The sequence below is a fragment of the Paenibacillus oralis genome, assembly GCF_003863965.1.
GTDB lineage: Bacteria > Bacillota > Bacilli > Paenibacillales > Paenibacillaceae > Fontibacillus > Fontibacillus oralis.
Genome location: NZ_RRCN01000001.1, coordinates 2,142,629 through 2,167,285 on the forward strand (window position 1 = coordinate 2,142,629; position 24,657 = coordinate 2,167,285).

Here is a 24,657-nt window from a genome sequence, read left to right on the forward strand (position 1 = left end):
ACCGCCGGAGTTGATACAATAAATGTCTGGTAAACACTGCCCCGTGGGGCTTCAGGAGGAGGATGAACATGGGCAAGAAAAATGATGGCAAGGTACTGGCGCAAAACAAAAAAGCTTCCCATGATTATTTCATCGAAGATACCTACGAAGCGGGGATGGTGCTCACCGGGACGGAGATTAAGTCAATCCGCAATGCCCGCGTGAATATCGGGGACGCGTTTGCAACGATCCGGAACGGCGAGATCCATATCCACAACATGCATATCAGCCCGTTCGAGCAGGGCAACCGGTTTAATCCGATCGACCCGACACGGACGCGCAAACTGTTGATGCATAAAGCGCAAATCAGCAAGCTGCTCGGGTTGTCCAAGCAGGAAGGCTACACGATCGTGCCGCTGAAGATTTACGTCCGCAACGGCTACGCGAAGCTGCTCCTGGGCTTGGGCAAAGGGAAAAAGCAATACGACAAGCGCGACTCCGCCGCCAAACGCGACGCCCAGCGCGATATCCAGCGGGCGCTGCGGGAGAAGCAGAAGGTGGCTCGTTAGTTAACCCTATATAATGATGAAAACCTCAGATTTAACCATGGTTTCATGGTGAGTCTGAGGTTTTTTTGGGGATTATATTCAGAATTTGTTGATTTTCCGGCGGTGTAGAGGGCGATGTGCAGGTAGAGAGGGGAGGAGAAGAGAAATCGGGAGGCTAAGGGACACCAGAGCCGTTATTTTCGGAAAAACGGAGGTTCGCAAAATGTAACGGACACAGATGACCTTATTTATCTCAAATCGGCCAGGATGAACTGGTTTTGAGCCAAATAGAGTCATGTGTGTCCGTTAGGCTGGGAAATACCCGGGAAATGGGCGGATAAGGTCGCTGGTGTCCGTTAGAGCAGCGTTCACAGATTGGAAAGAGCCGATGTTCTCGGTGCTTCGGCCCATGAAAGAAGGGGGATCGCTCTGACGTGGAAGTCAGAGTCATATTTAATATTGTGGGCTGCGTTCATAATAGAGGTGTTATGGAGCTTGCTTTCCTTACGGTGAATTGGTACAATAAAATTCCCTAACTTAGTTGAGTTTCCAGCAACCTACAAGCCATTTGACGCACAAAATGTGCTATACTAAGTTCGTAACACAAAATGCAGTTCGTATCACAACAGTGTGATTACAGCACTCCATGCTCAGCCGTTTAATTCAAAATTCGGGGGCGTTTTTTGGATTCGACGGGGGTAGATCGAGCATGGGTAGCGGGTAGTGGGGACGCGTCCGCTTTATCAACGCTAAAGCCAATTAAACGGCAAACAAAACAACAACTTAGCTTTCGCAGCTTAATAACCTGCGTGCTAGCTCTATCTCTGCATCGCCCATGTGCCGGGAATAGGGCCCAACTTTAGTGGGATACGCCGTCTGGTCTCCGCCTGGGGCTGGCGGAAGAAGATAATCAGGCTGACCCGAAGGGAATCCGGTGACAGGGAGTCCGAGTATCGCTTACGATGCTAGCATTGCTTCGCAATGCTTTCGGGTGACATCAAAACTGTCACTACACCCGTAGAAACCTATGTGGCGTTGCCTTCGGACAGGGGTTCGACTCCCCTCGCCTCCATATGTACCACTGAAAAAGCGGCCGAGACAGGTCGCTTTTTTGCATTTTTTTATGATTAAATAGCTAAGCAGTATGGAAAGTTGTAAACCAACTTCAGATGTGCTATAATTAGTTCATTGGAATTTCGACCTGAAGTCACATATTGTAGAGGGTTATAATTTTAATGGGTGTAACCTTGTATAATATGTGATTTTTTTTGGAAATTTTAAAGGATATCAAAATGAACATGTGGAGGTAATGAATCATGGAAACAGGAACAGTAAAATGGTTTAATGCAGAAAAAGGCTTTGGTTTCATCGAGGTTGAAGGCGGCAGTGACGTATTCGTGCACTTCAGCGCGATTGTTGGCGACGGATTTAAATCGTTGGACGAAGGACAACGCGTTGAATTTAACGTCGTACAAGGCAATCGCGGCCCTCAGGCCGAAAATGTTGTTAAACTGTAAGTAAGACTGCTATTGCAAAGCCCCAAACCTCGTGTTGGGGCTTTTTTTTCGCACATTATTCCTGGAGAGAAAGAAGGACGCCACTTGTACTATTCACGGAAAAGACTAACGAGTGATCTTCCAGAGGAAATGACAATGATATGGTCATGCACCAATGAAAAGTGCAACGGATGGATGAGGGATAACTTCGTTTTTTTGGCTCAGCCAAAGTGTGCCCAATGCAATTCCTTCATGGAGAAAGGCGAGAAAATGCTGCCGGTCCTAGCGAATACAAGCCCTAATCAGACGAAAAACTAGATGGGGCGATTCCCCTCGCCTTCATATTTAGCATGAGAAAAAGCGACCGTGATTGGTCGCTTTTTTTGCATCTTATTTTTGATGAAATTTGGGACGAGCGAAAGGCAGAATGTTGAAAAAAATGAAACCTAGGAACCAAAAAACTCGTAATATGTGGTAATATGTAGAAAAGGGGGAGTAGAGTTTTGAGAAAAACTAGTTTGGGAATGTTACTTTTGGCACTGTTATTACTGGTTACTGCATGTGGAGGTACTGCGAGTACTGCGCCTGCATCAACAGGAACGCAGAATGCTAATAACTCTGTAAAGGATCAAGGCGCTGCAGAGAACGTAAATAATGAGCAAACAGGTGACGCTGATACAGCAGAACCGGCTAAGGAGCCTGAAGAGCCGAAAGAGGTTGCTTACAAAGTAGGGGACAAGTTCAATTTGGGCAATTGGGAAGTTGTGCTGGACTCCTTTGAATTCAATCAAAAAGTCAGTGATGAATACTTTTCTTCTAGTGCGGACGAGGGCAATAAGTTTCTAATTTTAAATTATACGGTTACCAATGAAGGAACGGAAGCAGACAACTTTACGTCAATGATTGGCGGAGTCGAAATGAAGGCGATATTTAAGGACAAATATGAGTATACATATACGATCACGATGATAGATAAGGACCTTAGCAAAGAAAGTGTTAAGCCACTGTCTTCAAAAACCGGCTTTGTTGTAATGGAAGTTCCTGACGAAGTAGCTAAATCAGAAGATGGTTTGATTCTAAACCTGGCAAAAGATAAGGACAAGGCCACTATTAATTTAAGATAGCTGAAGTTGCCGCTAGTATGAAAGAAACCGCAAGCGTAAGGGATTTCTCCCCAGGGCTTGCGGTTTTTTTTGAGAGTTCCATCGCTTCAATGAAACCTGTATCCGTCTTTCGTTCGCTAGTGAATCTCCCCCCAACCCTAGCCTAAAGTCCAGGTTCAGACACCCCCCTAAGACGGTTATGCCGGGCAAATAAGGTAGTTATAATGGGTTTATAACTCAGAGCGTGACTTATGAAGCCAAAGGAGTGTTTGAATTGAAAGCAGTAGAAGCGACGACAATAGCGCGGGCGGGTAAGGTGAATTGGGTGCTTTTTAATCCCAAAACCTATGCGACGATTCTCTATTTATTGCTGTCACTCCCGTTAGGGATAATCTATTTGACACTAGCGATCACGGGGCTTGCCCTATCCATCGGTTTGACTCCGATATTTATCGGGATACCGCTGTTTTTTGGAGTAGCTAAGCTGTTGAATGGGATTGTAAATTTTGAACAAAGCCTAATTCGCCATATTTTAGGTTTACCGGTTCCTCCTGTTTCGGTTCCAAACCATCTACAGCCTGAAGTTGGGCAGAATTGGTTGAAGCGAATGGTGAAGGGGTTTGACGGTGGACTATTCATTAGAAATCTGATGCTCGTATTACTTAGATTTATAACAGGCATTGTCTTTTTCGTTGTGATGGTGACGGTTATTGCATTAGGACTCGGACTTATTGCTCTTCCCGTCGTGCATATCATTTTAATGAATGAAATGCAGCTGGATATTCTGGAGAACAACTTGTTTCGTTATTTTCATATCGATTGGACTTATAATCAGCAATATCTGCTATACGTAGGCGTTGGTCTTGTACTTTTTTGGATTGCGCTTCGCGTCGTGAACGGGCTCATGCAAATTCAGCGTAGAATCATGTATGTGGACGAGTCCTATCAGCCGTCGTCAAAGCCAGTTGAAGCACAATTCCATGCGCCCGATCAGTCGCATTATGAAACGTATCATGGAGATCAACCCACGCAAGAGAAGGTGTGGCTTGCTTAAAAGAGAGCTTTAGAAGTCTAGTAATAATACTCAGCGAGTTCTGTCACGATGACAGAACTCATTTTTCTATTACACGCTGCAGCCGCGCCGCCGTATCCGCTGAAGCGGTATAAATCATGGTTAACAATCTCAATATGGATGGATGTGAACTTGGATATCATACTTGCTTGCGGTAAGTGACCGTTACCTTAGATGTGCTATAATCGTATGTAGACTGCAGCAAAATGACGATTTATGATAAGAAAGGGAAATGTTTATGTTCCATCCTGAACAAGTAAAGAGTTATATCCTGCATCCGGAGCATATTGTAAGCAATACCGCTCTTAGATATTTTGAAGACAGCTTTTTATATGAAAATGATACTGCTTTAATGCCGCTTTTGTTAGAAAAACTGAAGCAATCTAAGCAGGCCCAAGTTCATTTGTTCCGTGGATATAAGTTCCCGCAAACCGAAGAGACGATCCGCGAGTTGCTGGCCTTGTGTCAGTCAACGGCATACGATGATAATACGAAATTCCACTTGAAGAATATGTTGTATCATAGCGATCCCCAGTTGTTGGAGCCCTTTGTGGAGTTCATCGATAAAGATCCGCTTTGGAAAAAACGGGTGCAGCAAAAGCGCAATCTTTCGATTATGGACGATCAGGAACTAGTAAGCGCCTTCCAATTGTTTATTGAGCAAACCACCGATAAATTTGTAAATGAGTTTGATACAACGTATGGTGACGAAATCGTGAATGAGTTGTCTCGTCGGACGTGTATCGATCCCGATGCTGTACTGCAGAAGCTGGATGCTTATAATCCGGAGGACTTAAGCTATGAAACCGCCTATTTTGTTCAGCTGGCGGGTGCAATGAAGCTGGAAGCGGCCATTCCTTTGTTGTGCGGCTTATTGGGAGCGGAGGATGATTGGCTTCCAGAGAAGGCTGTAGAGGCGCTTGTTCATATCGGGACAACCTCGGTTGTGACGACGCTGGCCGACCGGTATTTTGCTGCTAACGGGGAATATTTCCGGCTGTATGCTTCCGATGTGTTCGGTAAAATCAAGCTGTCCGCCTCGGAAGAGGCATTGCTAACGCTGCTGCCGGAAGAACAGAATCTTACCTATGCGACCAGGTTGGCGGATGGTCTATGCGAGCTAGGATCAAGCAAGGGCCTTCCGTTAGTCCAGGCGATGGTGGAAGGAGGTTACGACCGGGGACTAATGAGCCTTACGGAGTCGATTTATGCTTACTGCGTAATCTCAAACACGCCGCATCCTTCATTACCGCAATGGAAGAAGGAGCTTGATATGGAAGAAGCGCGGCTGGCCAGGCGTGAGAAGGAACTGGAACAAATGTTTGTCAGCCCCAAACTCCAAGGTAGCCTGAGCATACCTTATACTAATCCGAATAAAGTAGGACGCAACGATCCTTGTCCTTGCGGAAGCGGGAAGAAGTATAAGAAATGCTGCGGCGCGTAGGCGGGGAACTGAACGCAATGGATTTTTGTAGCATGAAATGAAACGGTGAATTTAGAAAACAACAGCCCGGCACCGATAAGGTGCTGGGCTAGCATTTTTCTTCTCTAAAAACAAGTAAACGACACAATGCTTCTTAGATCGACTCCAGTAAACACCCATGTTCGACCGGTCCATCTAAAACCCGCAACGGATGTACGTCCTACAAAGGTTGGGAAGAACCAGAACGCGTTCCCATTTCTCAGCCACACAAATGTGTTGCGGAATAAACAACCGGCAATAGCTCCGGGGTCGATGGCGAACGCTGTAGCAGCAGGTTGCGGTGGTATGAATTGTGGAGGAGGGGCGGATGGTGGCCGCTGTGTTCCTTGTGGTCCAAAAGGCGGTGTAAATGCCATAAGATTTCACTCCTTAATTAGAGGATTAGGTTTGATCAGGCCTATAATAATGAAATGGCGAGTAAATTGAACAACACTAGGGGTAAAACGAAATCATTTTGGAAACCAGGAACAAAACCTCGACTAGTCTCATGGCTGGGTAGTCTTAAGTAAAGAATTCCCCTTTCGCATTGGATAAGTAATCCTTCAAAAACATCGCCATCTACGGTCTCCACTCGAACAAGTGTATTAACATGACTGTTACATATATTTGCTATATGATCTTGAATGGATTTTAAGTTATGCCTAGTAGTTGGATCCATTCGATACAGTGTTTGTTCTTGTTGTCCCTGCTGTTGCAAGCTCATGGTCGTGACCTCCATTTCAGATTCATTCATTTTCTCCATCATATGCAGAAGCCTATAAGGGAGTGATTACCCGTTATAGCTATTAGCTATAGCTAGTTATGACTTTTGAGTGTTACGTAAAAAATCCTCTTCCATGCTACAATCAAAGCATTACGATTTAACATGAGACAGATCGGGGAGGTTTTTTGAATGAGCAGCAAATTTCAAATCGTAGGTAGCTTGTTGCGACCGTCTGAACTATTAAAATATAAAACACAAATAGAACATCGGGATGATATCAGCTATCCATTTTATCAAGATTTTGAGGGCTACGAGCAGTGTGAAACAGAGGCCATTCAGGCTGTAATTGAAAAAGAAATTGAGCATGATTTGTCGGTTATTACTGATGGTGAATATTCCAAATCCATGTGGCATCTGGATTTTGTTTGGGGATTTCAAGGAATTAACCGCTATATTGCGGATCATGGGTATTTTTTCCGTGACGTTGATGGAAGTTCGAAATATGAGACGCGAAAAGATATTGGTTTGCGCATTACAGGTGAATTGAGCGGAAAAAACCATCATTTTATTGGAATATTCAAAAAATTCCAAGCTCTTGCTGGCGACCGTGAAACGAAGCTGTGCGTACCTTCTCCATCACATATTTTTGGTGAGTTGTCATGGTCGGATAACATTGGCGGCAAAGATGCGGTTTATAAAAATAGACATGAGCTTAAAAACGGCCTCGTCAAGGCATATAAGGAATTTGTGGAGGAATTTGCTGCTGCTGGAGGGAAAATTCTGCAATTTGACGATTGCTTATGGGAACTGTTTGCGGATGACAACCCGAATTCTCCGTATACCGGTGAAAATATCAATCAAGAGGAAGTACAAGCTCTTGCTACTGAATTTATTGACATTAACAATACATTGATTGATTTTGGTCATCGTTTAGGTTTAAAAATGTGGACGCACAACTGTCGTGGCAACTATGATTCCCGTAATATGGGGGGCGGCTCATATGTGAAAATTGCTAATCTGTTCTTGAAGCAGCTTAAATATGACCGTTTCTTCCTGGAATGGGACGATGAACGCGCAGGTTCACTTGAGGCGCTTGCCGTATTCAAGGATAAGCCGGAAACAGAAATTGTACTTGGCTTGTTGTCATCTAAAACGAATACGCTTGATGATGAAGAGCGTGTAATCAGATTGCTTGATGAAGCATCGAGCATTATTGACAAGGATAGATTGTTGCTATCCCATCAATGTGGATTTGCTTCTTGTGATGGTGGTAATGAATTAACCGAGGCTGAGCAGTGGGCAAAAATTAATCAAGGACAAAGAATTGCCCAGCAATATTGGAACTCGAAGTGAAGATTTTCGGGTGACATCAAAACTTTCACTACACCCGTAGAAGCCTGTGTGGCGTTGCCTTCGGACAGGGGTTCTTCGTGGTTCTAAGCATGACCATTTCTTATGGTTATGCTTTTTGTATGATATAATATTTTGCAAAAAGCAGATGATAACGATTGAGTAGGGGTACTGGTAGGAATATTGTCATTATAAGGGGGGAATATATGACCTTCACTTGTGTTCTTTGTAACGGTGATTTAAAGAAAGATGAAGTTGGTATTTACTGTTTTGATTGTGGAGAAGAATACGTTATGGTTGATTCTTTAGAAAAACTCAAAAAGTGTGTTCTTCCTAATGAAAGTATTGACTATATACATACTACCAGAATTGGCCGATTTCCTTGTGACATGAGTCCTGTTATAGTTCAAAAGTGTAAACTCAAGAAATACAAAGTAAGGTCAGCTGAAGAAAGAGCGAAGTTAGATGCAAGAAATGAGAAGGCACGTCAAAAACGTGCAGAAAAACGGCCCCTTCCCGAATTCTCCAAATTGCTGACCTCCCATAAGAACATCAAGCTACCTCGTCAAACAACCTAAGCATAACGCTGCAGCGAATTGTGGTTTTGCATAGCCACGGTTCGCCTCTATATCTAGTGAAATCCTCAATCTATATTAGGTTGAGGATTTTTTGTATATTAGAACAAGAGCAACTTTTTAATGGGCGAATGAGGAATTCTGAATTTTTGGCTCTCTTTTAGCCTAGGTATTCTAGAATATATGAGGGAAAATCAATGGAAGCGTCCGAATCAAAGGGGAAATTTATTAGCATGAAGGATGATGATTATGAACGCTTTGGAAATGAAGCAGGTCTCCAAGAAGTATCGGATCCATGGGAACCGGAACACCATGGCTCTAAACAACGTGGACATGGTCCTGGGAAACAACGAATTTGTGGGAATCATGGGAACCTCGGGCAGCGGGAAAACGACCTTATTGAACGTGGCATCCGGCATCGACAAATCCGATTAAGGAGATATCCTCATCAGCGGCCGCAATATCTGTGCGATGAAGAAGAATGAACTCTCTTTGTTTCGGAGAAACCATATCGGCATGGTGTTTCAGGATTTCAATCTGCTGAACAGCCTGACGGTTCGAGAGAACATCATGGTTCCGCTGATTCTGGACAAGAATACGGAGAAATTGGAAGAGGGGGAGGCAGAGGTAGAGCATCTGGCGGAGATGCTGGATATCGGCTCGATTCTCGATCAATATCCTTATGAGATTTCCGGCGGGCAGCAGCAGAGGGCCGCGATATGCCGCGCGATCATCAAAGATCCCGAGATTTTGTTTGCCGATGAGCCTACGGGGAATCTGGATTCTGAGTCCTCTGAGAAGGTTCTATCCTATTTCGAGCTAATCCATCAGACCCGCGAGGCGAGCATTCTCATGGTTACGCATGATCTTTTCTCCGCCCGCCACTGTCAGAGGGTGATCTTCTTGCAAGACGGTTCCGTGCTGGGTGAGATCAGCAGACAAAGCGACGATAAGGAGAAGTTTATGAATCGAATTCTGGATGTGCTGCAAAGAGGTCGCGTATGAGAACGCTCGCCCTCAGAATGTTCAAGGCGAACATTCAGCAATACCGTCTGTTTATTCTGTGCAATTTGGCGTCGGTTGCGATTTTATACAGCTTTATCGCCATATCTGTCAATAAATCCTTTAAGAACCCTACAATAGTCGATTCCATGATTTCGAGCAATATCTACGCCCCGACGGCGCTGGTGGTCCTGTTCAGCTGTCTGTTTATTCCGTATACCCACAGTGTATTTATGAAGGTTAGGTCGAAAGAGTACGGGATATTGCTGACGCTTGGCATGACGGAGAACGAGGCTAGGGTTCAGGTTCTGGTCGAAAACCTGGTGCTGTGCATCCTCTTTCTGGTATACGGACTGGGCGCGGGTACACTGCTGTTGTTGTTTTTCTGGGGATTTATCCGGTATGGAATTGGAATTCACGGCATCCCGATGATGGTCTCTCTCACAGCGTATAAACTAACGGCGCTATATGCGGGAGGCATATTTATGCTGTCGTTGGCCGTAAATCTGCTGGGCATGCTGAAGAGCACCATACTAGAGAAAATCAAATATACCGATAAAACGGAGAGCGGCGGGCGTACCGGGGTCTGGCTGTGCACGGTCGGCGCAGGGTTAACGGTGGCTTCCTTTGGCATCATGGTTTTCTTTTATCATATTCAGAGCAATATTTGGTTCGTCAGCTTACTGGTGTGCGTGCTGGGATCGCTGCTGATTTTTTTTAACGGAAGTGCACTGATCGATTACTACAAGCGGAAGCGCCCTAAGTCCTATCTAAAACAGCTCTTTCTGCTGTCGGACATTAAATATTATTATCGCAAAAACCGAACCATCTTTTTTGTGACGAGTTGGATTTTCTTTGCAATCCTGTTCTTTATGATGTTCAGTCTGGTAACTTACCCCAACTTCACACATAATGCGGTGACCTATCACCCGTACCATATGGTCTACACGGAGATCAAAGGCAGCTATCAGCCGCTGGGAGATAATGAAGTCCGGAAAATTGCAGAAGCTCATGATAATCGGGTTGTCCGTGAGGATAAGATAAAATTTGTCAGGAACAATGACAACACGGTCTTTGACGTTGCTGATATTAACAAGCTGTTGTTGAAGAGCTACAGGGTTCAGAAAGGTTCGGTCCTTTATGTATATCCCTACGATGTCAACGATGGGTATGAACATGTAACGAATAGGATAGATTCATTCGAAGGGGCAAGAACCTTCTCTGTTTAGGGCACAGTAATGGACCCCTTGTTTGGACAGATCAACAGCATATCCGACCAAGTTTTGCTGGTCAACTCGCAGGATTACTCATGGATTGCTACGCAAAGTGACAGCTACAAAATCGGCGGGTTTCTGCATGCTTATGATTTTGCCGATTGGCGGCATTCGAAAGGCGTTGTAGAGGATGTGGCGAAGAAGCTGCACGAACTGAATGGGGGCGATCCGCAGGACCGTTTTTATCAGATTAGTTCCCGAATAGCGGCTTACCGAACCGCGCAGCAAAGCTCCAATTTCCTAACGTTTGTTGTGTTGTATGCTTGTCTGCTGTTATACTTCTTCGCAATCGCTATGATTCACTTCAAATTGAAGATGGAATCCTTAAGCGACAACAAGCGGTACCGAAGCTTACATCGAATTGGATTGTTGGATGAGGAACTGAAGACGATGATTGATCGGAAAATCTGCGTTATTTTTGGAGTCCCATTTGTTTATGCCGCAGTCCTTACGATTGCATACAGCTATTATATCAACAGCTCTTATGGCTACGGTCTAATCGGCCTGGCCAGTGCCGCTGTAACCGTATCTGCCTTTCTTCTTCTGCATGTTACGGTATATCGCTACTATTCTCGCGGCTCCTTCCGTCAGGCAGTGGCTGGGATATCGCAGTTTAAAGTATATTAACAACTCCACTCGCCTTCATTAAAGTACGCAAAAGCCATCAACCAGTGATTGGTTGGTGGCTTTAGTGATAAGGGATATACCGGCAACTTATGGAAACCTTGCTGGAGTGACAGGGGGCTGAGGTATTCATAATCCTATAGAAGCGTCATTTATTAGGGTTGTAGAGAAAATCGAACGATTGGAACAAGAACTGCAGGATTTAGAAGAGCGAATGTACCCAATGCAGAAAGCTCTACTTGAACTTGATTTTGAGCAGTTATCGCTTGTAGAAGCCAAGTATTTTTGCAGGGAAGAGCCTATAGATGATGCTCTGATTAATAGCTTTGGCTGGGGGAGACAAAAGTATTACACGGTCAAAAAAACGGCGCTAATTACTTTAGCCACAACATTAAGAGTTATTTGAGGATATGTAGCCCCGTGACTGAATGACCACGGGGTATTTAATTAATAGTTGGGTAGAAAAATGCCCTAATTTTAACAACTTTCGCTGAGCTAAATCTTTGGACTCATGCTGTGAAGTCGGAAAATGTTTTAATAAGTAAGTCCGAAAGAATCGGAGATGAACTACAACTTCAGTGCAAGTAAGGTTGAGGTTCATCTCATCTGATATTAATTAATAATCATCTTGTCCAGAAGCCCAGCTATCAATGTAATAGTCCACATAGTAATATCCGTCATCCTCTAAATAAGCCTTAATAAAGCCAATTTCAGTATATAAGGTGTAGTACTGAGTAACGGCAAGACCCTTAATTGTATAATCACCCTTTAAGGTAGCTGTTTTAGTTTTATTTCCAGATAAAGATTGTTTTACGCTTACAGTAATGCCTATGGCACCTTTAGTACCGCTGTAATCATATTGATAAATATCCATCTTGCTACCAATTTGATAGTACGCGGTCTGTTTCAGAGTTGCTATACCGCCAACTTCATATTTGAAATCAGTATTCCATTTCGTCCCTGACATGTCGTAGTCTCTCTCATAGCCCTGAGTAGAAATGGCGCCATTTTCCTCAATTACAGGTCTAGTTGTTGTAGTTACTTCAACGAAGCTATCATCATCCATTACAATTAGAGCAGAATCATTCGGTCCAAGTTTTACATTTTTTAGTTTTTCATTAACTTTATTTGAGTCAAAGGCATCTGTATTTTGAATGTACAGTTCACTCAATTCAGGATTATTTTCAATATAGTTTTCAATTAGTTTATCATTACCTTCAAGTTTAGCCTCAAGTAATTCTGTTTTGAACTGTTCAAAATTTAAGTGTGCGGAATTTTCTGAGGCGAATACTGGAGACGAAATGGTTAAGGTTAGTACAGCAGACATTAAAGTGATTAATATCTTTTTCAAATCAACATCTCCCAAATATTATTTATACCAACAATATGGCCATAAATTGAAGGGTATGTCTATATAATATACTATTTAAGAAAAATATGGAAGTTTAATTTTACAATTAAATTATGTTTTGGTAAAATTATAATGAATTTGATTTGAGCAGGGAGGAATATATTTTGATTATATCTTCAATTTTAACTATATTATTTGGAATATTGGTGTTTGTTTTAATCATTTCCCTAATACTAGTTTGTTGGAAATACATACTAAAAAAATAGCTCGAATACTTGACTTGAGCATTTTGCACAAGGAAAACGAACCCAAGGCTTAATCAGATATGCTTTTTCATAAAGGTCGATCCTGAAGCAGTTATATGATGTGCCAGCGCTAGGAAGCTAAACAAGAAGCTTAACAATACAATTAGACAGAATGATGTTTGATTCAAAAAGGATGTTTTTGTTAATTGGGTAATGAATAAAGGTGATGCCATGATTTGTACGAACGATCATTCATGATAAGGAGAACTGGATTAGTCGGTTTAAAACGGATCTGTTACTACGGAATCGTTTAAAAAGGCAACGGGATTAAGAAGCAGAAGAAAATGGGGTGGCAATACCGTTTTCAGCATGAGTTTATCATTTTACCGTTAAAGGAAGCAAGGTAAGAAGGGTTTCAACTTGAAGATGAGAAATTCCGAGGATTCCTGGGAATGTAAGGAGAAGCCTATTCAACTGATGAAGACCCTCTATTTGAAGTGAACGATGTTGGTCTCTAGCAGTTTGCCCATTTCAAATAAAACAGGCACTTTCACGTGGTTTCTTAACGGTAACCAGTAAAGCGCCTTATTATGAAATCCGAGTGTTATTTAATCATTACTAATTAATTTTACACTTTAATTATCAGTCGGCGAACCAAGTTCCTGCAGATACTCATCTGCATTTTTTAGTAAATCTTCTTCAGAAGTTGATTTTAATTTAATTCCAATACTTCTCGCATATCTCTCCATCAATTCACTTGTCAGATCAGTATTGAATCCAATTTCTTTTAATAAACAGCCCAATATCAAAATTTGAAGCTCTTTTTGTATTTCAAAGAGGTCAATTCCTTTTAAAGCTTTTTTCTCTAATTGTTTATCGTAATGGGTGTAATAATTTCGGGTTCTAACTACTTTAGAAATAAACTTATCTTTTTTATCTCCGAGATATTCCTCCAGTATAGGAAATTCTGCAAGAAGCTGTTGTAATCGAGATCTCAAAGAAATTTCATTACTGAAAATAAGTTTTTCTTTAAGCCAACTAAGATGCTCATTATTAACCAATTGCTCATAAATTGATCTTAATCGATTTTCATGTTCTTCCTTCGGCAAATCAAGACCATATCTCGTTCTTCTGTGAAAAACCTCAAGAGAGTGTATTAAATTCAAAAATTTTTTTTCAATTAATAATTTTGGTTCATATACTATTCCTAGAAATAGGCCATATACAGGTCTTAATAAATCTGCTTTGGTTAACCATGTTGAAATTAGTTTTGGAAACTGTTCCTTTATTTGTGGGTATGTAAACAACATATCAAACCAGCTAATTTCCTTATCATCTTTACTTGCTAATTTATAATAAATTTGAATCCGTGCGTCATCTTTAGTCGTCCCATATATCTTTTTTGGATATGCTATTTTTCTTTTTGTTATCATTGCAAATGAAAGAAAATTTTCAATATCGTAACTAATCGAAAGAGAGGCATCTAATTTCATTGATTCTGATTCGATTAAAAAGTAAGTTTCTTGTGTTATTGCAGCTTCTTTTTGTACATGTTCTAATCGAGGTAACGATGCGCTGAAACAAATAGAAAGATTATATTCTGATGTTTTGTAAAGTTCTATTGGCTTAGGCAATGTATAGTCAACAGAAAATTTTTTATCAGAAAAATTCTTACTAAATTGAAATCCGTGAATCATAATCCAATCACTCAAATTTGAATATTCTATTTTTAGTGAATGAAGGATAACCTCTTCTTTTGTGCAATACTGCCCACCTTCAACAATAAAATTAACAATGTATGAACAGTTAGAAGTTGAGGTTTGAAAAGATGGAAAGCTCTTTACTAGGCAATCAAAAAGTGTAACTAATGTTCCATCACTAAGTTCACCATGAATCACAGAATAATTAAAAACTCTTTTTAGAGTTTGATCAAAAACTCCATCTATTTCTAAAAAGCCTCCGTCTTCTTGGGAAAAAGATAAACTTCCCTTTAATTTTTGGTCTGGTGTATCAGACATGAAAAAGACACCACGTTGTTTTGGTAAAATATCCATGATCCCCATCCCCTTTTATAAACTTTTTATACCTACGTTTTGTACCTTAACGAGCCACAAAATAACCCGCGCTTTAGTGTAACTAAATACAACCTTGCTCGTATAGGCTTGCTGAATAGCTCCATAGCCAATATTCTTCAGCCCAGACGTTTGAAGAACTGCTCGCGATATCGCTCGAACTTCGTACCGCTCATCTTATCAATCTCGTGGATGTTGTTTTTTTAGCTTTTTTGTGGGTATTAGATGCGAGGGCCGATACTTACTGCAAGTACGACGATGATAAAAACCAGAAGGGAATTTAGCCATGCACTTCCAAGATAAGTCCCGTACTTGGTTGAAGGTGATGTTGAATGTAAGGTACAAAAGAAAAGCCAACTAAAGGTTATATTGCGAGTTCGACAAATGAAAGTTCTTTCTTACGTTTTTGCCAAAATCCTTACCTCGATTCAACTGGAATATGCTAGGATGCTATGTAGGTAATTATAACTAGTTCTTCATAATAGGGGAAGACATATTCAGTGATTGATTAGTAAAGAGAAGTTGGTAATGTTGCTGTTAATGCTATTGGAAAGACAAAATAGAAGGGGGAATCGTAAGAAATTTAGGTACAAGAAACACAAGCCGAAGTAAGGGCTATTATGAAACATAGGAATATATATTGAATGAAAAATTTTGACATGCTGCATAATGCGAAAAGGGGGAGCGATCACGTTGGAAGAAGGATTATCGAATGTAATCTCAGGCGCGATAGGTGCAATTGCAGGACTAGCAGGTGGATTTACAACTACATGGTTTCAGGCAAGAATAGCAACAAGAAAAGAAACCATTGAGAAGAAATTCCAAGTTTACAATAAGATTCTTGAGCAAGATGGTGCTTCATGTGTCTTACAGTTAGTAGATGTTGAATTTCAGATGGATATAGCAGAATATATCCAAAAGGTTAGACCGCATTTATTCGCTGGATTTCATTTGCTAAATTCGGATATGCGGAATCGAGTATTGGAAATTGATAAACTTATTGAACTTATGAATAATATCGAAGATATGGATGAAGCTATGTTAAAGGAATGTGCCTTAAATTATGCTAGAGTCATTCAACTAGTAAAAGATTCGTATGTAGAACAGTTTGGAGAAAAGTAACAAATTAATTGACCATTCCTTATCGAAGCAATGAAGGAAGCAGATATGAAAGCAATTCCTTCCTATAGATATGTAAGTGAGTATGAGGAAGCCCAAAATTATGAGAGTGATAAGGTGAAGCATTCTATTTTTGGCTTTTGTAAGTATTTATTGAACAGAGGAGAGAACAAGGATGATTTTTCTTTGAATCTAGCTACTGAACGGATTAAACACCCAAAACAAAGGAATATTTTCGTGAAGTTATGATTTCTTATGCAGTCGGTAATTATAGATCCGCTGTATTTTCCCTTTACGCAGTTGTAATTTCTGGCCTTGTTTTTAAGCTAAAGGTTCAGGTTGAGCGTGAGGGTGATCCTAGGGCTGCTAAAATACTTCATGTGTGGAAAAAGAAAAGCAAAGAGACATCACTTCGTCTAAATAGGAAATGATGCTTGTTGAAAAGATTTTTGGTGAAACTAAACAGGATAAATAAGTTAAGGTACCGAGAGAGGTACCTTTTTTTCATATATTAGCTTAACCATTTGCAGAATCAATAAACTTTGCATTTTTGAGAGCATATTCCAATACCATGTTTATAATTTCGTTGCGGGAGCGATTACTCTTTCGAGCAAGCTCATCCAGCTGTTCTTGCAGGATTTTTTCAATACGGATAGACATTGTTACAGTCTTGTCTTCTCTTGGGGTTATGATAAATTTGTCATTACTCACAGGAATCACCTCACGTATTAGAATGTATGGTCAGAGTTCAATTTGGGAGGGCTAATTGGTGAAAGAGAATCAGATTGATATCCTTATACTGATCTGAGTTTAAATATGTTATTACCGAATCCTTTGAGCAGTCCTTGAACTTGAGTCAGTATATTTCGTAAAGGAAAGCCGCAATCATAGAGATTGCTGTTGGCAGGATTCCGGGTAAGGCAGTATTTTAGTCTCTTCTGTGGTGGCTGCTTTTTCTATTACCGCATGAGCCGCCAGCAACTTCTGCTCTAAGTTCGGCTTTTGCTGCAATCAATCGTATATAGAGGTTCCTTTCTTCTGGCAGCGAATACCACCTTTGCGCCGTTTTGGGCCAAAAATTTCGGTATAGCTTCTTCTATCCCGCTGGAGGCTCCACCTCTTGAATCCGGAGAGAAAGAATGTTTTGTATTTTGCTTGAATTTGGTACCACATGGTTACCCTATCGATCCAATCGCTTCTAAAGAACATGCCTTGAGGTGTGCCTTTCACCGTCATTAGTCAGCAGCCGTTAATTTGGCTGCTGACTTTTTTCTTGTGTTATAATAATGTACGACAGCAATATCAAATTTGAAGGAGGTTCTTGAAATGGCAGTGAATCGAGAACAGCTTCAAGACATACTAAAAAGAGCCAATCAAAGTGCTCGTCAAAAGGCCAAGCAATCCGGAGCATCCCTTTACTATATAAAAAATAACAAACGTATTCGCGAAGATGCGAAAGGTAATAAATTTGAGGTTTTTTTTGATTCCACCGGAAAGCGGATGGAGCGGGAATATTTTGAGTAATAATAAACCTGTCATGACGGTGTTTGCCGGAACCAACGGTGCTGGTAAAAGTACGCTCAGCTCACAAATGCGAGACTGGATCGGAGAGATTGTTGATCCTGATCGAATTGCATTACGACTTAATCCTGAAAATCCGCGTAGTGCGGATTTGTCTGCAGGTAAGGAAGCGATCAAAAGGATTCGAACCTTGATTAATTTCAATAATAGTTTCGCGGTGGAAACGACGTTGTCGGGAACATTTTTCTTAAGGCATATGCAGTTGGCCAAGGAAAAAGGTTATGAGATAGTGATGTACTATATCGGTCTTCAGGATGTACAAATGCATATTGATCGCGTGGCATCTCGGGTAGAGCAGGGAGGTCATTGGATTGCAGAAGAGGATATCCGTTGGCGATATGGACAATCATTGCAGAATTTAGAACCTGCCGTTGGTATAGCGAACCAACTCATTATCATTGATAATACTTATGAGCCTACGATTATTGCAGAAATTCAACGAAATCAATTGATTTACAAGTTAGAGCAGGTACCAAATTGGTCGAAAAGTGTACTCGATCTATTTAAATTTGGGTGACATCAAAACTGTCACTACACCCGTAGGAGCCTGTGTGGCGTTGCCTTCAGGACAGGGGGGCGACTCCCCTCGCCTCCACAATGTAAATCCACAACCGCATGGGGTTGTGGATTTTTGCTGTGGGAGAACAGAAAACAAGCCAGATGACCTCGACGAATGTGGAGATACAGGCCGCGTGTGACTCAATCTATTCTTATTCCAATATTACCGAATTGCTCCCCCTGTTGCATTCGCTGAAAGGCGCGAAAGGTGTCTTGTAAGGGATACACACTATCAATGATAGGGCGTATCGAGTGAAGTTCCATAAATTGCAGCATAGCCATAAACTCTTCGCTGCTGCCCATTGAGGTGCCGATGATACTGATTTGGGGGTAAAATATGGATCGTACCGCTAATTCCATTCGGTCACCTGAGCTTGCGCCAAACGTGACGATCCGGCCATTCGGCTTAATGATATCAAAGTACTGTTGGAACGTAGCCGGCCCGATGCTGTCCAGGATGAGATCCACTTTTTCTCCTTTCATACTTTCTTTGCAATCACTATGACTGTCAAAGGCATGATCTGCCCCATGTGCAAGAGCGGCTTGCCTTTTTGTTTGACTGCGCGATGTGACACTGACTCGTGCACCCGCCGCTGAAGCCATAAGCATGGCATAGGTTGCCACACCGCCACCAATGCCTGGAATAAGGATATGTTCGCCTCGCTGTAAGCGGCCTCTCGTGAACAAAGCCCGATAGGCCGTCAAGGCAGACAAGGGCAACACTCCAGCTTCTTCCCAAGACAAGTAAGCTGGTTTGCTGACGGCATTTTGTTCAGGGATGATGATGGACTCGGCGAGTGTACCATTCGAAGGACCGCCTACTATAGCTGGAATGGTCGGGACATTGCGGGTGAATTCCCATCCGATACACGGATTAATGATTACATCGGAACCTACTGTAAGGTTCGTTACGCCTTCGCCTACCGCTTCAATTCTTCCCGCGCCGTCAGAACCCATAATCAGGGGAGCATCCTCATTTGTTCGATCGGCCATGAGAAATAAGTCTCGATGATTCAACCCTGCAGTTTTCAGCTTTACTTTTACTTCACCGCAGCCTGGCTGTTTGTCAATAACATCTTCATATGTCAAGCTCTTTAAGCCGTTCATTCCAGCATGTACGATTGCTTTCATCCTAAATCCTCCAGTCATTCGTATTTTGATGAATCTATATATTTTGAATTGTACAGAGTGGGAATCATACAGTAAAATGAACAAAATCGAATGTGAGTATCAAAACTGATCATACCAAGCAGGTGATATAGAAATGGAAAGCGGAGACTTGAGAATATTTCAAGCTGTAGCTCGAGAGGGGAGCATAACCAAGGCTGCGCAAATGTTGAACTACGTACAGTCTAATGTGACGAATCGTATTCAGTACCTCGAGGCTCAGCTGAGAATCCCTCTTTTTCGGCGATCCAATCGAGGGATGACGCTAACTCCGGCTGGCGAGAATTTACTGGGATATGCGGATAAAATACTGACTCTGCTGGACGAAGCTGTGAAAACTACACAATACTCCGACCATCCTGCAGGGCCTCTTCGGATAGGTTCTATTGAAACGACTGCGGCCATTCATCTTACCCCTCTATTGGCCGAATATCGATTACAATACCCGGATGTGAATTTATCGCTCACTACGGGGGTTACACATGCTCTCGTGCAAAAAGTGTTGAATTACGAGCTTGATGGAGCGTTTGTCTATGGTCCGGTTGACGATCCGGATATAGAACATGCAGCGGCCTTCGAAGAGGAGTTGGTGCTGATCTCGGAGCCGGGAAAAAGCGACATGCACGAGTTGCTTTCGAAGCCGATGTTGTTTTTCGATGTTGGTTGTACGCATCGGGCAAAAGCAGAGAGCTTTCTGAGAGGGACTGGCCTGACCACCTATCAGATTATGGAGTTTGGAACATTAGCAGTTATTCTGGATGGGGTTTCCGCTGGGCTCGGCGTGTCTATGTTGCCACGATCGTCGATTGCTAAAGCGGAAGAGGCAGGCAAAATCGCTTTCCACAGTTTACCTGAAGAGTACCGAAATTTGGAGGTATGGTTTGTGTATAGACATGGCTCAATATACTCTAGTGCGTTGTCAAGATTAATACAATTTATTGAAACGAAGCAGTAATAGTTAACCCACAACGATCAATAGCACCTAGTGTACCAATTGAGAAAGCAGCTGTCGCAGAGTCTCCTCTGTGATGGCTGCTTTTTCTATTACCGGCTGAGCCGCCAGCAGCTTCTGCTACATGTTGCTTCAGAATGTCACAAAATAAATCACATCGTCGTTATATTTTCGAGTGTGATTAACAAAGGAGGTTGGAGATCCAAAGCAAGAGGAAAAGGCGCGGCGAATTAAGCTTCGGCGGTATGACGATCGTACGATAACGTATAGTTTGGTAATCACCCTCACTGTTTTTAAAATAATAATCACGAAATTAGAAAAGAGAGGTAGAGTAGCTATGACACAACGTATAAATTACATGCAACAATCACCGGAATTTTTCAAAAAAATCATGGAGCTCAGCAATGCCGAGAAGGAAAGTTCAATTGAAGAGAAAATCCGTCACCTCGTTCACATCAGAGCTTCGCAAATGAATGGATGCGGATTTTGTCTGGACATGCATGTGAAGGAGGCTAAGATCCATGGCGAGAGCGAGCTGCGCCTCTACCACGTCTCAATTTGGCACGAATCAACGCTATTTAGCCCACGCGAACGGGCTGCGCTGGCATGGACCGAGGTTCTGACCAAGCTGCCGGAGCATGGCGTACCTGACGACATCTATAATCGCGTTCGCGAGCAGTTGTCCGAGAAAGAAATTTCAGATCTCACCTTCTCGATCATGGCGATCAATGCCTGGAACCGTATTAACGTCGCCTTCAAGACCGTACCGGGTTCTGCTGACGCAGCATATGGATTGACTAAAGCCGGCTTGAGCTAAGCTGTAAGAGCAAAGGTAAAGGTTGATTTCAACCAGCATCGATGTTAAAAGCACAAGCACAAAGAACCCTCCGAAGGTTCTTTGTGCTTCATTTCATTTTCCAGCGTGCTTCAGCTTGTCTGGGTTTCTGACAATATAAATGTTGCGGATTTGATTCTTCTCCACATGAATAATCCCGACGGTTTGAATCCCTTCGCCAGATCGAACAATAAATGCAGGCTGTCCGTTCATCCGAATGACCTCGGTATGAACGCCATCGCTCGTTGATGCTTGCCGGAATGGACCAAGCAGGAACTGTGCAACAGGTTCTCTTGTAGAGAGGGGTTCGACAACGGCCGGGACTTTGCCTCCTCCATCGGCGACTAGGACAACTTCTTGATCCAGGATGGATAAGATTTGATCGAGGTTGCCTTGTTTGAGGGCGTTCAGGAAACCATGGACGAGCTCGGGGGTGGCTGCTTCCGAATGAACGAGTTGTTCAGATGTAATCCCCATTTTCGCGTTGGCCCGACTGAACAGTTTACGACAGTTCACTTCGCTCTTTTCCACCAGTCCGGCAATTTCAGGATAGTCAAAGCCAAGCGCCTCTCGAAGCACAAAGACGACACGTTCCGTTGGCGATAGCCTTTCAAGCAGAACAAGCATCGCATAGGATAGCAGATCGTCGCGGATGACCGCATCCATCGCATCATCATTCATGCTGTGCAGGGGCTCTGGGAGCCATTCCCCATAATATTGCTCCCGTTTTCTGCGTGCCGATTTATGCAAGTCCCGACAGCGATTCGTTACCATCTTGCAAAGATAGGCTTTAGGTTCTGACAACTTCTCCGGCGGAACATCGGCTATTTTCAGGAAAACATCGTGTACAACATCTTCCGCGTCCGTAACAGATCCGGTCAGTTGATAGGCGAGCTTAAAGAGCAGCCCTTTATATTTCTGATACAGTTCCTTCACGTCTTCACTTCCTATCGGTTCCCCGTATATTAAACCTATTGCAAAATAGGCCTTAAAAATATAACGAGTTACGGGGTGTTTTTGTGACATCTCTTAGGTTTTGCATCCTCTTATGATCAAATAGCTAAGCAATTTTTCTTAATCATTCAGTCAATTCCTCAAATGATCAACAGTCCCAAACGGCCGGTGGAAAATTATCTGTCAATAGGGATAATTATCCAATTAAAACCAGGAAATATTTTGTAGTACATGCTACAATTTAGGATGTTGAAAGGAGGCGGATATTGACGAATACTGACGAAATAGTTTGAATTAATTGATTTCACGGGGGAGGTGAATTAAGGAACTTTTGACGGATTTTTAATAACGGTTCAATGGTATAGCAACAAATCAAATTAGGAGGATTGTAAATGAAGAAACGGGCTACAAAAGTAATGAGTATGGTTCTATTTTTTTCTCTTGCCATATCTTTAATGACAGGAGGACTGCAAAATACTAAAACTTATGCTGCCGGTCTTTCGATTATCGGCGGTGGAGGCTGGAACGAAACGGCGTATGTTGAATGGTCTCCTGTTAGCAATGCGGAAGGATATAATGTATATGTTAAACCTGAAAGTGCAGCGGATTCTTCCTATCAACAAATTGACAATGAATTGATCCGTAAATACCCTTCCCATTGGAGAGCTGATGCTGTAGGTCTTGCCGCCGGAGATTATGTAATGAAAGTTGAAGCCAAGCTAACGGACGGTTCAAAAGTTAGTGCTGTTTCCAATGAGCTATCCGTAGCTTCACATGACAGATCTGGGTTTGCTTTCTCAACAGACTCGCAATATGGCACAGGCTCTGGTGCTTATAATGATAATGGAACACTTAAAGATGGTGCCCAGGTTCTGTATGTAACATCCGAGACCGCACAGACCGTGACCCTTGATGTGAAAATCAATAGCTCAGGGCGTGTTCAGACAGGTGTTGGTATAGGCGAGATTTTGCAATTAAGACAAAAAGGTTATGATACTACACCGCTTGCCATCCGTTTCATTGGAAAAGTTACAGCTGATGACATGAAAGGCCAACTTAATAGCAGCGGCTATCTTCAAGTCAAAGGCAAAAAAAATTATGCGGAAATGAATATGACGGTTGAAGGGATCGGGGACGATGCCTATGCTTACGGATGGGGCATCCTGCTTAGATATACCGGAAATGTGGAAGTGAGAAACCTGGGTCTGATGTTGTTCCCTGACGACGGGATTTCGATGGATACAGGGAATGCCAATGTTTGGGTGCATAACAATGATCTATTCTATGGAACCGCTGGAGGAGATGCTGACCAAGCAAAGGGCGATGGTTCCACAGACCTTAAAAAAGGATCGACAAATATTACGATCTCGTATAATCACTACTGGGATTCAGGAAAAGCGGCTCTGGTCGGTTTGAGTGAATCGGCGGAATTTTTTGTCACCTTCCACCATAACTGGTTTGATCATTCAGACTCCCGTCATCCGCGGATCAGAGTGGCATCCGTTCATATCTATAATAACTTCTATGATGGAGTCTCAAAATATGGTGTCGGTGTTACAACGGGAGCTTCGGCCTTTGTCGAATCCAATTATTTTAGACATGCTAAATATCCGATGTTGAGTTCCTTGCAAGGTACGGATGCTTTAGGGGAAGGTATATTTTCAGGCGAAAACGGCGGTGTGATCAAGGCCTTCAACAATATGATAGTTGATGCGGCCAGTCTGATTTATGCAAACTCCAATAACGGAACAGCTGCGGCGAATGAAAAATCATTTGATGCGTACTTAGCTGCGTCGAGAAATGAAACCGTACCAGGCTCATACAAAGCATTAAAAGGTGGAACAGCTTATAATAACTTTGATACAAGCGTCGATACGGGAGTGAATGTTGCAGACATCGATGACGCAAGCGATGTTGAACAAATGGTTACTGCCAAAGCGGGACGCCTGAATAACGGTGACTTTACATGGGAATTTGATAATTCCGTCGATGACAAGTCGTATGCACTTAATTCTGCTCTAATGGCTAAAATAAGAAGCTATACAACTCAACTTGTATCTGTAGGGGGGAATTCAACCTCACCGGAACCGACACCAACGCCAGAGCCGACACCGGAACCCACACCTACGCCGGAACCAACACCAACGCCAGAACCCACACCAACACCAGAACCCACACCAACACCAGAACCCACACCAACACCAGAACCCACACCAACACCAGAACCTACACCCGAGCCAACACCGACTCCCGTTCCGGAACCAACAACTGGAGAACAAGTTCATAACTTTACCGTAGCTGGAACTGACAGTGACTTCTTTGATATTAAAGGGAATCTTTCGGCAAGCAAGGGAACTGTGGAGTATAATGGCCTGACTCTAACTCATTGTTTAAAAATCGAGACCGTGACCCGTATTGGTTTCACCACAACGGAAGATTCGACATTAACATTAGTATTTAATTCAGCAGACGGAAAAAAAATCAAAATTGATGGAACCAGTTATCCAATCACTGATGGTATTGTCAGCGTACTGCTTGCCCCTGGCGCACATACCATTACAAAAGATAATCCTGTAAATCTGTATTACATGGAATTGCAATAGATGATCTGATG

The 24,657-nt window shown here is 42.5% G+C and carries 23 protein-coding genes, 1 other RNA gene and 1 pseudogene; 19 read left to right on the forward strand and 6 right to left on the reverse strand.

Annotated elements, in window-relative coordinates:
• Nucleotides 1–68: 68 nt before the first annotated feature.
• The 7 genes from smpB to EHV15_RS10160 all read left to right on the forward strand — a co-directional run bounded on the left by smpB (nucleotide 69) and on the right by EHV15_RS10160 (nucleotide 5,642).
• On the forward strand, nucleotides 69–548 hold the full coding sequence (smpB, locus tag EHV15_RS10130; RefSeq protein ID WP_128631083.1) for an SsrA-binding protein SmpB: 480 nt from the start codon (nucleotides 69–71) through the stop codon (nucleotides 546–548).
• Between the two features lie 651 nt (nucleotides 549–1,199).
• Nucleotides 1,200–1,602: a transfer-messenger RNA gene (ssrA, locus tag EHV15_RS10135) on the forward strand.
• Between the two features lie 241 nt (nucleotides 1,603–1,843).
• On the forward strand, nucleotides 1,844–2,044 hold the full coding sequence (locus EHV15_RS10140) for a cold-shock protein (RefSeq protein WP_036627035.1): 201 nt from the start codon (nucleotides 1,844–1,846) through the stop codon (nucleotides 2,042–2,044).
• A gap of 84 nt (nucleotides 2,045–2,128) precedes the next feature.
• Nucleotides 2,129–2,341 (forward strand): cold-shock protein, encoded by a 213-nt coding sequence (locus EHV15_RS10145; protein ID WP_128631084.1) that lies wholly within the window; start codon nucleotides 2,129–2,131, stop codon nucleotides 2,339–2,341.
• A 185-nt stretch (nucleotides 2,342–2,526) separates the two neighbouring features.
• Complete coding sequence (locus tag EHV15_RS10150; RefSeq protein WP_128631085.1) at nucleotides 2,527–3,147, forward strand: DUF4352 domain-containing protein; 621 nt, start codon at nucleotides 2,527–2,529, stop codon at nucleotides 3,145–3,147.
• Nucleotides 3,148–3,400: 253 nt separating this feature from the next.
• Entirely contained in the window at nucleotides 3,401–4,180 is a 780-nt protein-coding gene (locus tag EHV15_RS10155; RefSeq protein WP_128631086.1) for a sensor domain-containing protein, read from the forward strand.
• A gap of 370 nt (nucleotides 4,181–4,550) precedes the next feature.
• Nucleotides 4,551–5,642, forward strand: coding sequence for an SEC-C metal-binding domain-containing protein (locus EHV15_RS10160; RefSeq protein WP_128631087.1), 1,092 nt, complete (start codon nucleotides 4,551–4,553; stop codon nucleotides 5,640–5,642).
• 436 nt (nucleotides 5,643–6,078) lie between these two features.
• On the opposite strand, the gene EHV15_RS10170 is transcribed toward EHV15_RS10160, so the two are convergent.
• The gene (locus EHV15_RS10170; RefSeq protein ID WP_128631089.1) at nucleotides 6,079–6,384 is read right to left on the reverse strand and encodes a hypothetical protein; all 306 of its coding nucleotides are present in this window, start codon (nucleotides 6,382–6,384) and stop codon (nucleotides 6,079–6,081) included.
• 189 nt (nucleotides 6,385–6,573) lie between these two features.
• Here EHV15_RS10170 and EHV15_RS10175 point away from each other — a divergent pair, with 189 nt between their 5' ends.
• The 6 genes and pseudogenes from EHV15_RS10175 (at nucleotide 6,574) to EHV15_RS10200 (ending at nucleotide 11,615) form a co-directional block, all read left to right on the forward strand.
• Nucleotides 6,574–7,737 carry a cobalamin-independent methionine synthase II family protein gene (locus EHV15_RS10175; protein WP_128631090.1) on the forward strand — a complete coding sequence of 388 codons (1,164 nt, stop codon included), beginning with the start codon at nucleotides 6,574–6,576 and terminating at the stop codon, nucleotides 7,735–7,737.
• Nucleotides 7,738–7,940: 203 nt separating this feature from the next.
• Nucleotides 7,941–8,312, forward strand: a complete 372-nt coding sequence (locus EHV15_RS10180; RefSeq protein ID WP_128631091.1) for a hypothetical protein — start codon at nucleotides 7,941–7,943, stop codon at nucleotides 8,310–8,312.
• Nucleotides 8,313–8,621: 309 nt separating this feature from the next.
• Nucleotides 8,622–9,314, forward strand: a pseudogene (locus tag EHV15_RS10185) (ABC transporter ATP-binding protein).
• Nucleotides 9,311–10,540, forward strand: coding sequence for an FtsX-like permease family protein (locus tag EHV15_RS10190; protein ID WP_128631092.1), 1,230 nt, complete (start codon nucleotides 9,311–9,313; stop codon nucleotides 10,538–10,540). Before EHV15_RS10185 ends, EHV15_RS10190 begins: the two are co-directional and overlap by 4 nt.
• Before the next feature lie 9 nt (nucleotides 10,541–10,549).
• Nucleotides 10,550–11,212: a hypothetical protein gene (locus tag EHV15_RS10195; protein ID WP_128631093.1), complete on the forward strand. Its 663-nt coding sequence runs from the start codon at nucleotides 10,550–10,552 to the stop codon at nucleotides 11,210–11,212.
• 178 nt (nucleotides 11,213–11,390) lie between these two features.
• On the forward strand, nucleotides 11,391–11,615 hold the full coding sequence (locus tag EHV15_RS10200; protein ID WP_128631094.1) for a hypothetical protein: 225 nt from the start codon (nucleotides 11,391–11,393) through the stop codon (nucleotides 11,613–11,615).
• Between the two features lie 210 nt (nucleotides 11,616–11,825).
• Here EHV15_RS10200 and EHV15_RS10205 read toward each other — a convergent pair whose 3' ends face one another.
• Both EHV15_RS10205 and EHV15_RS10210 read right to left on the reverse strand, forming a co-directional pair.
• A complete protein-coding gene (locus EHV15_RS10205) occupies nucleotides 11,826–12,560 on the reverse strand; it encodes a hypothetical protein (protein WP_128631095.1) in 735 nt (244 codons plus the stop codon).
• Between the two features lie 880 nt (nucleotides 12,561–13,440).
• Nucleotides 13,441–14,859, reverse strand: coding sequence for an ApeA N-terminal domain 1-containing protein (locus tag EHV15_RS10210; RefSeq protein WP_128631096.1), 1,419 nt, complete (start codon nucleotides 14,857–14,859; stop codon nucleotides 13,441–13,443).
• A gap of 711 nt (nucleotides 14,860–15,570) precedes the next feature.
• On the opposite strand from EHV15_RS10210, the gene EHV15_RS10215 reads away from it, so the two are divergent.
• Nucleotides 15,571–15,999 (forward strand): hypothetical protein, encoded by a 429-nt coding sequence (locus EHV15_RS10215; protein ID WP_128631097.1) that lies wholly within the window; start codon nucleotides 15,571–15,573, stop codon nucleotides 15,997–15,999.
• Nucleotides 16,000–16,512: 513 nt separating this feature from the next.
• Here the strand turns inward: EHV15_RS10215 and EHV15_RS10220 are convergent.
• Nucleotides 16,513–16,707 carry a ribbon-helix-helix protein, CopG family gene (locus EHV15_RS10220; protein WP_246061452.1) on the reverse strand — a complete coding sequence of 65 codons (195 nt, stop codon included), beginning with the start codon at nucleotides 16,705–16,707 and terminating at the stop codon, nucleotides 16,513–16,515.
• A 615-nt stretch (nucleotides 16,708–17,322) separates the two neighbouring features.
• On the opposite strand from EHV15_RS10220, the gene EHV15_RS10225 reads away from it, so the two are divergent.
• Both EHV15_RS10225 and EHV15_RS10230 read left to right on the forward strand, forming a co-directional pair.
• Complete coding sequence (locus EHV15_RS10225; RefSeq protein WP_128631098.1) at nucleotides 17,323–17,520, forward strand: hypothetical protein; 198 nt, start codon at nucleotides 17,323–17,325, stop codon at nucleotides 17,518–17,520.
• Nucleotides 17,513–18,094, forward strand: coding sequence for an ATPase (locus EHV15_RS10230; RefSeq protein ID WP_128631099.1), 582 nt, complete (start codon nucleotides 17,513–17,515; stop codon nucleotides 18,092–18,094). The genes EHV15_RS10225 and EHV15_RS10230 overlap by 8 nt, the downstream gene beginning before the upstream one ends.
• A 182-nt stretch (nucleotides 18,095–18,276) precedes the next feature.
• Here EHV15_RS10230 and EHV15_RS10235 read toward each other — a convergent pair whose 3' ends face one another.
• Nucleotides 18,277–19,266, reverse strand: coding sequence for a zinc-binding dehydrogenase (locus EHV15_RS10235; RefSeq protein ID WP_128631100.1), 990 nt, complete (start codon nucleotides 19,264–19,266; stop codon nucleotides 18,277–18,279).
• 133 nt (nucleotides 19,267–19,399) lie between these two features.
• Between EHV15_RS10235 and EHV15_RS10240 the strand changes: the two genes are divergently transcribed.
• Together EHV15_RS10240 and EHV15_RS10245 are read left to right on the forward strand one after the other, a co-directional pair.
• Nucleotides 19,400–20,257 carry a LysR family transcriptional regulator gene (locus EHV15_RS10240; RefSeq protein ID WP_128631101.1) on the forward strand — a complete coding sequence of 286 codons (858 nt, stop codon included), beginning with the start codon at nucleotides 19,400–19,402 and terminating at the stop codon, nucleotides 20,255–20,257.
• 334 nt (nucleotides 20,258–20,591) lie between these two features.
• Nucleotides 20,592–21,071, forward strand: a complete 480-nt coding sequence (locus tag EHV15_RS10245) for a carboxymuconolactone decarboxylase family protein (protein WP_128631102.1) — start codon at nucleotides 20,592–20,594, stop codon at nucleotides 21,069–21,071.
• A gap of 93 nt (nucleotides 21,072–21,164) precedes the next feature.
• Here the strand turns inward: EHV15_RS10245 and sigJ are convergent, their stop codons facing one another.
• Nucleotides 21,165–22,025: an RNA polymerase sigma factor SigJ gene (gene sigJ / locus EHV15_RS10250; RefSeq protein WP_128631103.1), complete on the reverse strand. Its 861-nt coding sequence runs from the start codon at nucleotides 22,023–22,025 to the stop codon at nucleotides 21,165–21,167.
• 410 nt (nucleotides 22,026–22,435) lie between these two features.
• Between sigJ and EHV15_RS10255 the strand changes: the two genes are divergently transcribed.
• Nucleotides 22,436–24,646, forward strand: a complete 2,211-nt coding sequence (locus EHV15_RS10255) for a pectate lyase family protein (protein WP_128631104.1) — start codon at nucleotides 22,436–22,438, stop codon at nucleotides 24,644–24,646.
• Nucleotides 24,647–24,657: the final 11 nt, after the last annotated feature.

Excerpts from the sequence above, each read along its gene's own strand:
- EHV15_RS10245 (WP_128631102.1), top strand. The coding sequence starts at position 20,592 with ATGACACAACGTATAAATTACATGCAACAATCACCGGAATTTTTCAAA.
- EHV15_RS10240 (WP_128631101.1), top strand. The coding sequence starts at position 19,400 with ATGGAAAGCGGAGACTTGAGAATATTTCAAGCTGTAGCTCGAGAGGGG.
- EHV15_RS10210 (WP_128631096.1), bottom strand. The coding sequence starts at position 14,859 with ATGGATATTTTACCAAAACAACGTGGTGTCTTTTTCATGTCTGATACA.
- EHV15_RS10140 (WP_036627035.1), top strand. The coding sequence starts at position 1,844 with ATGGAAACAGGAACAGTAAAATGGTTTAATGCAGAAAAAGGCTTTGGT.
- EHV15_RS10190 (WP_128631092.1), top strand. The coding sequence starts at position 9,311 with ATGAGAACGCTCGCCCTCAGAATGTTCAAGGCGAACATTCAGCAATAC.
- EHV15_RS10235 (WP_128631100.1), bottom strand. The coding sequence starts at position 19,266 with ATGAAAGCAATCGTACATGCTGGAATGAACGGCTTAAAGAGCTTGACA.
- EHV15_RS10180 (WP_128631091.1), top strand. The coding sequence starts at position 7,941 with ATGACCTTCACTTGTGTTCTTTGTAACGGTGATTTAAAGAAAGATGAA.
- EHV15_RS10160 (WP_128631087.1), top strand. The coding sequence starts at position 4,551 with ATGCCGCTTTTGTTAGAAAAACTGAAGCAATCTAAGCAGGCCCAAGTT.
- EHV15_RS10175 (WP_128631090.1), top strand. The coding sequence starts at position 6,574 with ATGAGCAGCAAATTTCAAATCGTAGGTAGCTTGTTGCGACCGTCTGAA.
- EHV15_RS10255 (WP_128631104.1), top strand. The coding sequence starts at position 22,436 with ATGAAGAAACGGGCTACAAAAGTAATGAGTATGGTTCTATTTTTTTCT.
- EHV15_RS10225 (WP_128631098.1), top strand. The coding sequence starts at position 17,323 with ATGGCAGTGAATCGAGAACAGCTTCAAGACATACTAAAAAGAGCCAAT.
- EHV15_RS10195 (WP_128631093.1), top strand. The coding sequence starts at position 10,550 with ATGGACCCCTTGTTTGGACAGATCAACAGCATATCCGACCAAGTTTTG.
- EHV15_RS10170 (WP_128631089.1), bottom strand. The coding sequence starts at position 6,384 with ATGAGCTTGCAACAGCAGGGACAACAAGAACAAACACTGTATCGAATG.
- smpB (WP_128631083.1), top strand. The coding sequence starts at position 69 with ATGGGCAAGAAAAATGATGGCAAGGTACTGGCGCAAAACAAAAAAGCT.